Annotated in this window: 11 protein-coding genes and 1 tRNA gene; 7 read left to right on the plus strand and 5 right to left on the minus strand. The window is 60.4% G+C overall.

What is annotated here, in order from left to right:
* Nucleotides 1–127: 127 nt before the first annotated feature.
* Nucleotides 128–1,414: a serine hydroxymethyltransferase gene (gene glyA, locus IFJ82_RS07430; RefSeq protein ID WP_062808915.1), complete on the plus strand. Its 1,287-nt coding sequence runs from the start codon at nucleotides 128–130 to the stop codon at nucleotides 1,412–1,414.
* 170 nt (nucleotides 1,415–1,584) lie between these two features.
* On the opposite strand, the gene IFJ82_RS07435 is transcribed toward glyA, so the two are convergent.
* Both IFJ82_RS07435 and IFJ82_RS07440 read right to left on the minus strand, forming a co-directional pair.
* On the minus strand, nucleotides 1,585–2,640 hold the full coding sequence (locus tag IFJ82_RS07435; RefSeq protein WP_075624256.1) for a M14 family metallopeptidase: 1,056 nt from the start codon (nucleotides 2,638–2,640) through the stop codon (nucleotides 1,585–1,587).
* Between the two features lie 203 nt (nucleotides 2,641–2,843).
* A complete protein-coding gene (locus tag IFJ82_RS07440; protein ID WP_062809883.1) occupies nucleotides 2,844–3,983 on the minus strand; it encodes a DEAD/DEAH box helicase in 1,140 nt (379 codons plus the stop codon).
* A 99-nt stretch (nucleotides 3,984–4,082) separates the two neighbouring features.
* Here IFJ82_RS07440 and IFJ82_RS07445 point away from each other — a divergent pair, with 99 nt between their 5' ends.
* The 3 genes from IFJ82_RS07445 (at nucleotide 4,083) to IFJ82_RS07455 (ending at nucleotide 7,398) form a co-directional block, all read left to right on the plus strand.
* Complete coding sequence (locus IFJ82_RS07445) at nucleotides 4,083–5,039, plus strand: mitochondrial fission ELM1 family protein (protein ID WP_192266389.1); 957 nt, start codon at nucleotides 4,083–4,085, stop codon at nucleotides 5,037–5,039.
* Nucleotides 5,040–5,088: 49 nt separating this feature from the next.
* Complete coding sequence (locus IFJ82_RS07450) at nucleotides 5,089–6,975, plus strand: hypothetical protein (protein WP_192266150.1); 1,887 nt, start codon at nucleotides 5,089–5,091, stop codon at nucleotides 6,973–6,975.
* A gap of 180 nt (nucleotides 6,976–7,155) precedes the next feature.
* Entirely contained in the window at nucleotides 7,156–7,398 is a 243-nt protein-coding gene (locus IFJ82_RS07455; protein ID WP_192266152.1) for a hypothetical protein, read from the plus strand.
* Between the two features lie 193 nt (nucleotides 7,399–7,591).
* Here IFJ82_RS07455 and IFJ82_RS07460 read toward each other — a convergent pair.
* The 3 genes from IFJ82_RS07460 to IFJ82_RS07470 form a co-directional block, all read right to left on the minus strand.
* Nucleotides 7,592–7,666, minus strand: a tRNA-Val gene (locus tag IFJ82_RS07460).
* 66 nt (nucleotides 7,667–7,732) lie between these two features.
* Nucleotides 7,733–9,247 carry a YifB family Mg chelatase-like AAA ATPase gene (locus IFJ82_RS07465; protein ID WP_192266153.1) on the minus strand — a complete coding sequence of 505 codons (1,515 nt, stop codon included), beginning with the start codon at nucleotides 9,245–9,247 and terminating at the stop codon, nucleotides 7,733–7,735.
* A gap of 258 nt (nucleotides 9,248–9,505) precedes the next feature.
* Nucleotides 9,506–10,600, minus strand: a complete 1,095-nt coding sequence (locus IFJ82_RS07470) for a glycosyltransferase family 4 protein (protein ID WP_192266155.1) — start codon at nucleotides 10,598–10,600, stop codon at nucleotides 9,506–9,508.
* Between the two features lie 451 nt (nucleotides 10,601–11,051).
* Between IFJ82_RS07470 and rlmN the strand changes: the two genes are divergently transcribed.
* The 3 genes from rlmN (at nucleotide 11,052) to IFJ82_RS07485 (ending at nucleotide 14,201) form a co-directional block, all read left to right on the plus strand.
* Nucleotides 11,052–12,284, plus strand: a complete 1,233-nt coding sequence (gene rlmN / locus IFJ82_RS07475) for a 23S rRNA (adenine(2503)-C(2))-methyltransferase RlmN (protein ID WP_003620204.1) — start codon at nucleotides 11,052–11,054, stop codon at nucleotides 12,282–12,284.
* Nucleotides 12,285–12,435: 151 nt separating this feature from the next.
* Nucleotides 12,436–13,665: an argininosuccinate synthase gene (locus IFJ82_RS07480; RefSeq protein WP_003620201.1), complete on the plus strand. Its 1,230-nt coding sequence runs from the start codon at nucleotides 12,436–12,438 to the stop codon at nucleotides 13,663–13,665.
* Between the two features lie 41 nt (nucleotides 13,666–13,706).
* Complete coding sequence (locus tag IFJ82_RS07485) at nucleotides 13,707–14,201, plus strand: FKBP-type peptidyl-prolyl cis-trans isomerase (protein ID WP_003620199.1); 495 nt, start codon at nucleotides 13,707–13,709, stop codon at nucleotides 14,199–14,201.
* Nucleotides 14,202–14,278: the final 77 nt, after the last annotated feature.

The raw sequence follows: 14,278 nt of genomic DNA on the forward strand, positions 1-14,278 counted from the left end.
CTCCGTCATTTTGGCGTTGTCTAACCGCCACGATATGGCACATAGCAACGCTGTATCCATGCCCTCTTGCACAAGGAAGGCATCAGCCGTCTTTAGACGATGGAGAATTATAACGGTGTCGGACCCTATGAACCAGACAGGCCTGAAGCAGTTTTTTCGTGCCCCCCTCAGCGAGGTCGATGCGGATGTCGCCAATATCATCGAGGCGGAGAAAATCCGTCAGCGCGACGGCATCGAACTGATCGCCAGTGAAAACATGGTGTCCGCCGCCGTCATGGCCGCGCAGGGCAGTGTCCTGACGAACAAATACGCCGAAGGCTATCCCGGTCGCCGCTATTACGGTGGCTGTGTGGAGGTGGACAAGGTCGAGGCCTTGGCCATCGAACGCGTGACGAAGATGTTCAATGCGCAGTTCGCCAATGTGCAGCCGCATTCCGGCGCAAATGCCAACCAGGCGGCATTCATGGCGCTGGTGCAGCCGGGTGATACCGTGCTGGGCATGAGCCTTGCGGCAGGTGGCCATCTGACCCATGGCGCGGCCCCGAACTATTCGGGCAAGTGGTTCAATGCGGTGCAGTACGGCGTGCGTCAGGAAGACGGCCTGCTGGATTACGAGGAAATGGAACGCCTGGCGCGTGAGGCAAAGCCCAAGCTGATCGTGGCGGGGGGCTCGGCCTATCCCCGCATCATCGACTTCGCACGTTTCCGTGCGATTGCGGATGAGGTCGGCGCCTTCTTGATGGTGGACATGGCCCATTTTGCCGGGCTTGTCGCGGCGGGACTGTATCCTTCGCCTCTTCCGCATGCCCATGTCGTGACCAGCACAACGCACAAGACCCTGCGCGGTCCGCGCGGTGGCCTGATCCTGACCAATGACGCCGATCTTGCCAAGAAGATCAATTCAGCCGTTTTCCCCGGCCTGCAGGGGGGGCCGCTGATGCATGTCATCGCCGCAAAGGCCGTGGCTTTTGGCGAGGCCCTGCGTCCCGATTTCATCGAGTATCAGAAGGCGGTTGCCGACAATGCCCGTGTGCTGGGTGAAACGCTGGTGGAACGTGGGTTTGATATCGTCACGGGCGGCACGGATTGTCACCTTATCCTTGTTGATCTGCGTCCCAAGGGTGTGACGGGCCGTGCCGCCGAACGCAGTCTGGAACGCGCGGGCATTACCGCGAACAAGAACGCCATTCCCTTCGACCCTGAAAAACCTGCCATCACGTCGGGCATCCGCCTCGGCAGTCCGGCTGCGACGGCACGTGGTTTCCGCGCGGCGGAATTCCGTGAGGTCGGCCTGATGATTGATGAAGTGCTGAGTGCGCTGGCAAAGGGGGGCGAAGAAGGCTGCCCGAAGACGGAGCAGGACGTGCATGCACGTGTCAAGGCGCTGTGCGCGCGTTTCCCGATCTATTCCTGATCGGGTCTGATGCGTTATCCGCCTGCGAAGGTTCGTGGATAACGTCATGACGTGACTGTCGGGCGCCGTCTTTTTCCATGAAGGCGGCGTCCTTCAAAGTGTTACGGTCAAAATCCACGCCAGATTACGTCTCGCGATACCGGGTTTGGGGCTCTATTGCCTGCCGCCCATCACGGGACATGCCGTGCAAGGCGCAGCGCGGTCTGCCCCCGGCCCGGTCGCAGGTTGGGCATGACCAGCATGCAGTCGTCATAGGGCGTACGTATTTCGTCATCGCCATCGCGTGCCAGCAGCGTGCCACGCTGTGCGATGATATCCCCGCCGCAGAACGGCGAGACAAAGGTAAAGCGCGAGGACTGCGCACGAACAAGGTCCGTGACCACCATGCATCGCATGCGCGGTGTAGGCGGTGTTTCGGCGATTGTTTTTTCGACCTCCCATGTTTTTTGGATATTCCCTGTCAGGAGGCAGGACGGGCGCAACAGGGCACGTACGGCCCTGCGCGCGGTATGCAGTGTTTGCACCTGCCAGTGCTGCCCTGCTTCCAGCAGGCATGCGCGTGCCTGCGTATGGGGGGAGGAAAAGCGTGCAAAGTCGATCAGGCGTGTGCCATCGGCATGGCCGTCATCTGCAACAATCAGTTCCGTCGCACCGATCTGTTGCGCAAGGGTGATGCCGCGCGCAGCCCGCCCCGACAGGATCAGCGGCCTGCCGGGCCACAGCATGGAATGCAGGTCCATCAGAATGTCCGCCGTGTGGATGACCGGCAGGATCTGCCGCGCGCGGTCAAGTTCATGCGAAGACCGTGCGCCATGCAATGTGTCTTCGGACCAGACACGATTCATGTCTTCGTCAATGAAGCGTGAGGCCACCGGACGTTCGGGATCAAACTGTGCCAGCGCCCCAATATTGGCGAAGATGACAGACAGTCGCCCTGTGGCGGGACGTATGCGCGCACGCAGCAATTCGTCCATTACGATCGCGCCGGTATATTCATTGCCGTGGATCAGGCACACCACCACGACATGTGGTCCGACACGGCGGCTTTCGAAATGCATGACGCCGGGAATGCCGCAATTGCCCTCGCGCCATGCGGACAGGTCGGGGGGAGGAACCTCGACCTTGAACCGTGGCAAAGGCGCAGGCGGGGGGGGCAGTGTTTCCATGAAGACGCCACGACGGCGCGTGCGTATCGGGACGGCGTCCACAGGGGGAAGGTGCTTCATGCGGGCAGCATGTCCCGTACAGCAGGGCAGCACGCACCTTCAGGATGCCGGTGGGGACGGAGGCGAGGGGTCATGGGGCAAGTTTATCGCCTCGCCCACGGCCTGCAATCCATGGCACGTTCATTTATACGCCAGCATCACGCGTGCTTTACGCAGGCAGATTGCGCTGCGGGAATTATTCAGTGGGACTGATCCAGTCGGGATTATGCGGGGGGATCGATTGCCTTCAGCCGCGCGCCAGTCACGCGTTCGATGTCCTTGAGCAACAGGCGCTCTTCTGGTGCGCAGAGTGACAGTGCGCTTCCCTGGCGGCCCGCGCGCGCCGTACGCCCGATGCGATGTACATAAGCCTCAGCCTGGCGGGGAATATCGTAATTGACCACCAGCATGACATCTTCCACGTCAATACCCCGTGCCATCACATCCGTTGCGATCAGGACATGCAGCTTGTGATCGCGGAAATCACGCAACGTACGTTCCCGTCGCGCCTGCGTGTGTTCACCATGCATGACACCGCATGTCATCTCCCGTCCCAGAGCGTTTGCCAGGTCATCCGCCTGCCGCCGGGTTTCGGTAAAGATCAAAACACGCCGCGACGGGTGGGTGGACAGGAAAGACACCAGCGCACCCAGCTTGTGTCGGGGGGGGATGAACATGACCTGCTGGCGGATACGTGGTGGCGGGGCATCGGCGGCGTCCACCTTCACCCGCACTGGCCGGTGCAGCAGCCTGCGCCCCAGATCGACAATTTCGGCAGGCATGGTGGCGGAAAACAGCAATGTCTGGTGCGTGACCGGCAGGCGGGATGCGATGGACATCATGTCGTCGATGAAACCAAGATCGAGCATCCGGTCAGCCTCGTCCACCACAAGGGCCGTCGTGGCATCTGCCACCACCGCACCATCGGATAACAGGTCCACAAGACGTCCGGGCGTGGCGACAAGGATATCCGCGCCCGCCTCCAGGTCGCGCACCTGCCGCGCCCTTGGCACGCCACCGATGGCCACCACCACCTTCAGGCCGGTGCCTTTCGCACATCCGCGCCATGCCCCGCCGGTCTGGTTGGCCAGTTCCCGTGTGGGGGACAGGCAGATGATGCGTGCCACATGGGGGATGCGTTCATGTGGCGCCCCAAGCAGACGCTGCGTAAGGGGGGCGGCAAACGCGATGGTTTTGCCGGTGCCGGTCGGGGCGATGCCTTCCACGTCCCGCCCGGACAGAATCGGGGGAATGGCCTGTATCTGAATGGGCGAGGGAATGCGTACCCCCATGCGCGACAGGTTGTCCCGCACGGGTGCCGTAAGGCCGGTTTCAACAAAGGAGGCGCAGGGATCTTCGGTCATCGCGCCAAGCCATACAGTGCTTTGCCCCCACAGGAAAAGGGAAAGGGATTGACGTTGCGATTCCCGGTGCGCCAGATGCATGCCATGACGCCCCCACTGATGCCCCCCGCCGATCCCACGGCCGGTGTGATCGCCGAAGATTTTGCCGGCATGAAATCACAGGCTTTCGGCCTCGCGCGGCGTGCGGGGCTGACCCCCGTGCTCTGCCCGGTCATGGTACGCCCCGGCTGGCGTTATCTGCCTGCATCATGGTGGCCCATGCCCCTGCGTGCCATCCGTCCGTTGCAGATGCCCGCAACCTGTATGGGGCCGTCGGGCGTGATGATCAGCATCGGTGGCACGGGGGGGGCGGTTGGCGCGGCCATGCGGGCACGCGGTGGCCGGGTGGTGCAGATACAGAACCCGCGCATGGACCTGCGGAAATTCGACCTGGTGATCGCCAACCGCCATGACGAGATTTCAGGCCCGAACGTCGTACTGTCACGCACGGCGTTGCATGGTGTCTCCCCCGACTGCCTTGCGCAGGCCCGGCGCGTATGGGCGCCACGCCTTGCCCACCTGCCACGCCCTTTGGTCAGTGTCCTTGTCGGTGGGGGGAATGGGCGATTCCGGCTTGGTGCGGCGGAGGGGCACGCCCTTGCCGCGCAGCTCGGGCGGATGATCGACTGCGACGGGGTGGGTCTGGCGCTGACCCCGTCGCGGCGAACCGGTGTGGAGGTCAGGGAGATCCTGTCGCACCACCTGTCGCCCAAGGGGGCATGGGTGTGGGACATGGAAGGGGAGAATCCCTATCTCGGCCTGCTTGCCTGCGCGGACGCCATTGTGGTGACGGCGGACAGTGTTTCGATGATATCAGAGGCCGTGGCGACGCAGGCGCCGGTCATGGTCGCGGCGTTGCCGGGGCGTTCGCGTCGGATCGGGCTGTTCATGCAGGACCTGACACAGGCGGGACGTATCCGGGTATTTGACGGGCGCATGCGTGACTGGCCGGTTGCGCCGCTGGATGACACGCAGGCTGTCGCGCTGGAAATGCGTCACAGGCTGAACCTGAAATGATCTGCGAATAATGCGTGTTTCCAGCAGGCAATTATGACATAAAACAGGTATGCTCGATATCCGCACCTATGACGCACGCACTGGCGGCAATATCGCCTACAAGGCATTTTCCCATCCCCTGGCGGCGGAGCGTCTGGCGGCGCTGGTGCGGGTGTTCCACGATAAGGGGCCGGTTGCGATCTATGACCCGGCCGGACATGCGGCTACCCTCCTTGCGCTCCTGCCGCAGGAAATGCGGATTGAGGGTATCTATGTCCATGATAGCGAGAAGGTGGGGCAGCCAACAGCCCGTGGCCTGACCCGGGCACTTGCCGATCTGCCGCAGGCCCCCGTGCGGGCTGTGTGGGCGCTGGATTTCGAACATGAACGGGTCTGCACCCGGCTGCGTGATATCCTGCCTGTGGGGGTGGAAATCTTCACGCTGGCGGATGCCCGGTTGCCTGACGGGATGCTTACTGTCGCGGGGATCTATCTCAATCGCCTGAATTTCGCGACAAATCATGCATTTTTCCGCGATGAAGGGGGGCTGTCCACCCGTCTTGTCACCACCAATTACTGGGCACGTTATGGTGCGGGCGAAGTCCGGTTATGGCTGCGCCTGTTCGGTCAGGATGGCCATCCCCTTGCAAGCTGGGTTGAAGGCCCCTTCGCGCCAGAACAGTCAATCATTGTGGAGAGTGCGCAGGTCCGGCGTCGTTTTGGCCTTGGCGCCTTTACGGGCCAGCTTTTTATCCATGTCCTTGGGGTGGCGGGACATGATGTTGTCAAATATGCGCTGGAAATCCATGGCGATGATGCCAGCAATACGCTGTCCGTCACGCATGATGCCAATGCCTGGCCTGCCGAACGCTATGCCAACCTGCCTGCGCCCCGACGGGGGGAAAAGGTGATCCTGTGGGTCCAGAACAGCCATGCGGTGCCTGTTCCCGCCAACGCCATGGCGTTGGGACGCATGGGTCATGATACGCGGGTTCCCATCGACCGGCCCCTTGGCCCATATGAAACGGTGGGGGTATGCGTAAACGAATACCTGCCCCATGCCGCATGGCCTGAGCAGCTTGAGTTCCATGGCGGTTATCATGTGGTGCGTCCGCGCTATGAAATCCGGGCGTCTACCGGCACCCGCATTGCGCATCTGAATGTGGAACGCAGCGACCTTGGGCATGATCCCGGGATTGCCAGCCTGCCATCGCGTTTTTTCGGGCGGGGCTATCTCCTGCCGTTCCCGGTGCTCGATCCTGCGCGTTACCGCACGACACTGCAACCCGCGCCCATGTCGCATGCGCTGGAGACGATGCCAGTGCGGATCGACTGTTTTGACGAGGAGGGGCAACCGTCAGGTTCACGTTTTCTTGGGTGCCTGACGCGTGGTTTTGAGATGGCGCAGGACCTGTCCGACATCACCGGGCGGGCAGGGCATGGGGAACTGGTCTATGACTTCCGTGACGGGGGGCATGCGGATGGCTGGCTGCATGCCCTGATACGGTATGAAGATCTGATGACGGGACATGTCGCGGAAACCAGTTTCGGGGCGCATATCTTCAACACGGTCATGACCTATCGCAACGAACCGCAATCTTATTCCGGGCCACCGCCGGGGTTGACGACACGTCTTTTCCTGCAGGCTGGTGCGGGACATGCGCCAAGTTTCTGTCATCTTATCTATCCTGTGTCGGGCGCGTGGCATGACAGATCTTCTACCGTGCTGGTCCTACATGACGAAACGGGCCGGAAGATAGGGGAAAGGCAGGTCAGCATTCCCGCACGTGGGTCGCTGACGCTCTGGCCACACCTGATTTTCGGGCAGGATGCCATCGATCGCACGGGGACGGGTGGATATGTCATGATCCGTGATCAGTCCTGCCGCCTGTTCGGATATCATGGACGTCTGCGCGCGGATGGCGTGTTTTCGCTGGACCATATGTTCGGGTTCTGAAGACCTGCCCGGGCAGGCTGCTGTGCACAAGGGGCTGTTTTCAAACAGTGTCCCGATGTTGCGCGCCTGGCGCGGGGCTGGGTATCGCGCTTTTCACGTAACCCCGCCATGCCCGTGCGTTTCTTACCGGACTGTGATCGCCACGATAGAGTGATGGAATCACAAAGGGATGATACTGAAATGACCGATTCACATACGCCTTCCGCTACTGAACACCTGCAGAAGCTGGCTGCTCGCGGGCAGCATGAACCCAAGCTGCTGACCCGTGAGGAAGTCATCATGCTTGCCGCGCATGTTGGTAAGGAACATGCCGGTATTGAAAAGAACATCGCCAAGAAGGCGGAACATAACCCGGAGGGCGTGACGGCAGACGAACTGCGGGCGCTGTGCCTTCACATCCTGGGGGAAAAGAAGGTCCGTTAATCCGGGCTGGAATTGATATGGCCCGTCCCGAAACAGGGGCGGGCCGCACGACCTGTCCGGTCACTGACGCATAGAGGCGGGAAGGGGTTATATAAGAAAAAACGGGACATCGCTCTTTGGGGGCGTGGCCGTGCGAATCTTTTATGGAAACAAGATTCACCAGAAATTTCTGTTTTATAGGGGGAAGGCCGGATGGTGGGTGCGACAGGGATTGAACCTGTGACCCCCGCCGTGTGAAGGCGATGCTCTACCGCTGAGCTACGCACCCATCCGTTCGGTGAGGTGTTATTAGTCGATCCTTTGATGGGATGCAAGCACCTGAAGACAGGATTTTTTATCTTCGTACAGGGCGGCGCAAACGATAGGCGAGGGCTTCGGCAACATGACCCTGCTCAATCTCTGCCACGCTTGCCAGATCTGCGATCGTACGCGCCACGCGCAACAGGCGGGTATAACCACGGGCCGACAGATGCAGACGTTCGGAGGCCATGACGGCATAATCGCGTGCTGACGCCTGAATGGGGAACAGGTCGATACTGGCTTCGGCGTTGCGCAGGCCGTCCTGCCGGTTGCGCTGCCGCGCATAGGCCGCCTCAACCCGTTCGGCCACGATGGCGCTGCTTTCCCCACGTTCAAGCCCGGCGATCTGCCCCAGGGGTACGGGTTCGACGCGTACATACATGTCCATACGGTCCAGAAGCGGGCCGGAAATGCGGGCCTGATAATCCTCGCCACAGCGCGGCGCCTTGCGGCATTCCTGCGCGGCATCGCCAAGATATCCGCAACGGCATGGGTTCATGGCGGCAATGAACTGAAAACGGGCAGGGTAGGTCACGTGTGCTGCCGCGCGGGCGATTGTGATGGAACCGGTTTCAAGGGGCTGGCGAAGGGTTTCCAGTGCATGGCGGGAAAATTCTGGCAGTTCATCCAAAAACAGTACGCCCCGATGTGCGAGGCTGACTTCGCCGGGGCGTGCGCGTGCGCCACCACCACCCAGTGCCGCCTGACTGGTGGAGTGGTGCGGGTCGCGAAAAGGAGGGCGCATAATCGGATGCCCGTCCGATAGCAGGCCGCTGACGCTGTGGATACGGCTGACTTCCAGGATTTCTTCTGCTGTCAGGTTGGGTAATATGCTTGGCAGACGTGCGGCCAGCATGGATTTCCCGGCCCCTGGTGGGCCGGACATCAGCAGCGAATGCCCGCCGGCTGCTGCAATTTCCAGCGCGCGCTTCGGACTTTCCATACCGCGTACATCTGCCAGGTCGAGAGTGGGCGTACCGGATGTGTCCCGCCCAAGGTCGGGGAGTTCAACAGGCGTCAGGATCTGCTGGCCCCGAAAATGATTGACAAGGGCAGGGAGGCTGTCCGCGGCGAGGATGTCCATCGCCTCGCTGGCCCATCGTGCTTCGACGCCTTGTGCGCGTGGGCATATCAGACCCAGCGAAAGATCATGTGCGCTCATGCCCGCGGACAGGACGCCGCATACGGGATTGATGCCACCATCAAGCGAGAGTTCACCCAGTGCCGCATACCGGCTCGCCATATCATAAGGAACGACCCCCATGACACAAAGTAGGGCGAGGGCGATGGGCAGGTCGAAATGTGATCCTTCCTTGGCGAGGTTGGCCGGGGCCAGATTCACGACAATGCGCTTTGCCGGCAGCGCCAGCCCCATGGCCGAAAGGGCCGCACGCACACGTTCACGGGATTCCGCGACGGCCTTGTCTGGCAGGCCGACGATCAGGAATGATGGCAGCCCGGTGGAAAGTTGCACTTCAACCTTAACGGGTGTGGCATCAATGCCACAGAACGCAAAGCCGTGAATACATGCCAGCAACGTGTCAGCCATAGGTCAGAATTCAATCCGTCAGTAAGTCAGGATTTCATGATGCCGGAATGCGACGCAAAGCGCCAATGCCCATCCAGACGGACATGATTGTTGGCATAATATATATTATAGAACATAGGGCGCAGACCGGACGGGGGCGCATTGCGGCGTGCTGCGACGTGGTTTCGTATCCGCCATGTCCGGCCCCAGCCATCATGAATTCCCGGCGCCACGTCCCTGACATGGCGCCCATGGCATGGCGTTGGTGATCTTTGGCAATCAGTTGCGAATTCCTGTAATGGTTCGCACACGTTCCAGGATACTCATCCCCGCCTGGGTAAAGGTCTGCTCACTGAACCGGGTACAGACATAATCGCGCGCCTGCTGCCCCATGTCATGGAAACGTTCCGGTTGCGACAGTGCCCGGATCAGTGCATCCGCCAGTGATTGGGGGTCTCGTGGCGCGGCGCGCCAACCGGTCCTCCCCTCCTGCACCGAATATCCCATTTCCCCGACAGTTGTGCCAAGCACCGGCAGGCCACCCTGCATGGCCTCATGCATTGCGACGCAGAACCCTTCCCAGCGTGACGGCTGTATATACATATGCTGCGACGCGATGAAATCGCGGGTATTGGACACAAAACCCGGAAACCGGATCATATCGAGGCCATGCGCCCTGCACCGTTCCTCGATAAAGGCACGGTGGTTTCCTTCACCACATACGGTAATTTCATATTGCGGCAGGTTATGACCTGCCTTGCGCACCAGTGCCAGCGCGGCACAGAGATCCCCATATCCCTTTTCACGCGACAGGCGACCCAGCGACCCGATCCGTATGACTTCCCCCTCGCCCCACGGCTGTGCCTGCGGGGCCGTGGGGGTTGCATAGAAAATGGGCCAGCACGCCAGTCGGTCGCGCGGAATGCCAAGTATCCTGTGCGTTTCATCGGTTACGAACTGTGAATCCCCGACCCAGAAACATGAGAGCCGACGTTGCGCCAGCAGGAGGCGTCGATTGGCGGGTTTGGGATTTGCATTGTGCTGCCAACTGACCACGGGCCAGCGATGGCGCGTGCCGATCAACTGCCCCAGCAGTGTGGCGCGGATCAGCGAGGTCCACAGAAGATCGGGCTTCCATGCAGTCAGCGCCTGATTGAGCCATCGCAGCGTCTGTAACTGTTGTTTTTCCCCCGCCGGACAAATTTCCACCTGAAGTCCGGCCTCTTCCAGTCGGAAAAGTGCCAGGCCGTCGCGTCGTGACAGGGCGAAGACCGCAACTTCGTGTCCTGCCTGACGAAAGACGGAGGTGATGGCAGGAACCGGGAAACATGCGCCGCCACCCTCAAGGGAGTTTATGATATAGGCAATGCGCATTATCCGTCAGGTTCCGTCAATATATTCAGGGATGGGCGGTTGTAGCTAAAGATAAGGCGAAAAAACAGTATCTGATGTGCATGTCCGCGCATCCCCCTGCCCGCCTCCTATGGGCCTGCCATGTCGGACGCCGGGGGAAGCCGGCATCATATCAACAGGATCAGGCAGTTCTGAAACTCGGCACAGCGTTATGTGACGTGGGTTTCATGTCATACCCCCGCAAGGGCTTTGATCTCTTGCCTGCCCAATGGTGGGCATTCCCGTTGGGGCATCTATTGGATCTGCGTATTCATGATGGCCCCGATTTTTTAAATTCCATCGTATTTTATGAGAGGGCTTCTCGCCGCAGTCTTTATAGTCTGTGGTCGCTTTCGGGGGGGCAGATGTGTTAGGGAGCGGGCAATCCCGTTCCTGCACCTGTCCCGACCCGAATATCAAGGCGTGTTTCGCTATGTCCGAAGTTACTTCCCCATATGCCAATCCCGTTCGGGAGGCCGCGTCGGCAGCGGCTTTGACCGATGACGAACGCACCCGCATCCTTGCCAAATCGGCGCAGTTCGCACCGCCTTCGGCCGTACTGCCGGACGGGCGTCGTGAACTGGTGGGACTGTCGCGGGAGGAATTGACGGAAATCCTTCTGGAAATCGGGGAAAAGCCATTCCGTACCAAGCAGTTATGGCACTGGATCTATCACCAGGGGGCTACCGATTTTTCTTGCATGAGTTCGATTGCCAAGCCCCTGCAGGAAAAGCTGGCGGAGCGTTTTGTCATCAGCCGCCCACAGGCTGCCACTGTCCAGACGTCGAGTGACGAGACACGCAAATTCCTGTTCCGTTTCCGTGACGGGCAGGAGGCGGAGACCGTCTATATCCCCGACCGGCGCGAAGACCGGGGTGCGGTGTGCATTTCATCGCAGGTTGGCTGTACGCTGTCATGCACCTTCTGCCATACCGGCACCCAGGGGCTGGTACGCAACCTTGGCGCGGCGGAAATCGTGGGGCAGTTCATGGCTGCGCGCGATAGTTATGGCGAATGGCCCAGTCCCCGGGGGGAAACGCCGCGTCTGTTGTCCACCATCGTGCTGATGGGCATGGGAGAGCCACTGTACAATTACGAAAATATTGCCAAGGCCATGAAGATTATCATGGATGGCGAAGGGATCGGCCTGTCGCGGCGGCGTATCACCCTGTCCACGTCCGGCGTCATTCCGATGATGGACCAATGCGGGGATGAACTTGGCATCAACCTGGCGATTTCCCTGCATGCCGTTCGGGACGACCTGCGTGATGAACTGGTGCCGCTGAACCGCAAATATCCCATTGCCGATCTGATCGCCGCATGCCGCCGTTACCCCGCCGCCAGCAATGCGCGGCGTATTACGTTTGAATATATCATGTTGCGTGGCGTGAACGACAGCGAGGCCGACGCCCGTGAACTGGTGCGTCTGATTGCGGGTATCCCGGCCAAGGTCAACCTGATCCCGTTCAACCCGTGGCCGGGCAGCCGGTTTCAGCCCTCCACGCGCGAACAGCTCGACCGGTTTGCGAATATTGTCATGGATGCCGGGTTCGCATCCCCCATCCGCATGCCGCGTGGGCGTGACATCCTTGCCGCATGCGGGCAGTTGCGCACCGAAAGCCAGCGTGCCCGTCGCCAGCCCGCCCCCACCACGGATAATGCCTGAGCCCGTGCCTGCGTGCATGGCTTTGCGGGGAGGTTGATAAAACCTTTCCTCGCTGCTGGTCGTGGGCGCTTTGGGATGCTAGGACGGCATGCTGCCGACAGGGTGGTCGGCAGGGAAAATTATCAGTTTTGTCGACAGGAGACCTCTCCCCATGGCCGCCAAGGACGTCAAGAAGGTTGTGCTCGCCTATTCAGGCGGTCTCGATACGTCCGTGATTCTTCGATGGTTACAGACCGCCTATGGGTGTGAGGTCGTAACCTTTACCGCCGACCTTGGTCAGGGCGAGGAACTGGAACCCGCACGTAAAAAGGCCGAGATGTTCGGCGTGAAGGAAATTTTTGTCGAGGATCTCCGCGAGACATTCGTCAAGGATTTCGTCTTCCCGATGTTCCGGGCGAATGCGCTGTATGAAGGCCAGTACCTGCTAGGCACCTCCATCGCACGCCCATTGATCGCGCAGCGCCAGATCGAGATTGCGGAACAGGTCGGTGCGGACGCGGTGGCGCATGGTGCGACCGGCAAGGGCAATGATCAGGTCCGTTTCGAGCTGGCCTATTACGCGCTGAAGCCGGATATCACCGTGATCGCCCCATGGCGTGAATGGGACCTGACGTCGCGCACGAAGCTGCTTGCCTTTGCCGAGGAAAACCAGATCCCCATCGCCAAGGACAAGCGGGGCGAAGCCCCCTTCTCCGTTGATGCGAACCTGCTGCATTCCTCGTCCGAAGGAAAATTGCTCGAAGATCCGGCGGTCGGGCCGGACGAGATCGTTTTCCAGCGCACAATCTCCCCAGAGGCCGCACCTGACAAGGCGACGGAAATCACGATTGATTTCGTCTCCGGCGATCCGGTCGCGCTGAATGGGCAGGCCCTGTCGCCTGCAACGCTGCTGGCGCGCCTGAACGATCTGGGCCGCATGAATGGCATCGGCCGGCTGGACCTGGTGGAAAACCGGTTTGTCGGCATGAAGTCGCGCGGCATCTATGAAACGCCGGGCGGGACGATCCTGCTGACCGCGCACCGCAGCATCGAGAGCATTACGCTCGATCGCGAAGCGATGCACCTCAAGGACAGCCTGATGCCCCGCTATGCGGAGATTATCTATAACGGTCTGTGGTTCTCGCCTGAACGGCGCATGCTGCAGGCGTTGATCGACCAGAGCCAGCATTCGGTCAGCGGTCGCGTGCGGCTGAAGCTGTACAAGGGCAACGTGATCTGTGTTGGCCGTGAAAGCCCCAACAGCCTGTATGACACCCGCGTCGTGACTTTCGAGGATGATGAAGGCGCCTATAATCAGGCCGATGCACAGGGTTTCATCCGCCTGAATGCGCTGCGCCTTCGTCTTGGCGCCAAGATTGGTCGTCGTGGTGGCGCCCTTTGAGGTTTCCTACCGTTCATCCCTATTCCATCAACCGAGGTGTCATGAAACGTTTTTCACGCGTCATTCCCTTTCTTCTGGCGACTGCGCTGGCGGTACCGCTGGTGGCATGTGGCGGAAGCAAAAAAGAAGATGAGCCTGAACTGACCCCCGCACAGTTCATGGCGAACGTGAAGACGCAGCCCGGCGTGAAGGTCCTGCCGGACGGACTGGCCTATAAGGTCCTCAAGTCCGGTCCTAAGGACGGGGCGCAGCCGACCGTCAACGACAGTGTCATGGTCATCTATGAAGGTCGCCTGCCAGATGGCGGGATCTTTGACAGTTCGGACCAGCATGGGCATGGCGCCTACATGCAGATGCCGCTGGAAATGGTCATCAAAGGCTGGCAGGAAGCCGTGCCCATGATGCATGTCGGCGATGTCTGGATGCTTTATGTCCCGCCGGAACTGGCTTATGGGCATAAATCAATGGGCATCATCCAGCCGGACAGCCCGCTGATCTTCAAGATCCAGCTTCTGGGTGTTTCGCGTTCCCATTAAGGGGGCGGTTGCGTAATCCTGAGCTAGAACAGAAAGCGGCACCGGGGGCGTATCCCGGTGCCGTTTTTCGTATCCCT

The organism is Novacetimonas hansenii, from assembly GCF_014843995.1.
GTDB lineage: Bacteria > Pseudomonadota > Alphaproteobacteria > Acetobacterales > Acetobacteraceae > Novacetimonas > Novacetimonas hansenii.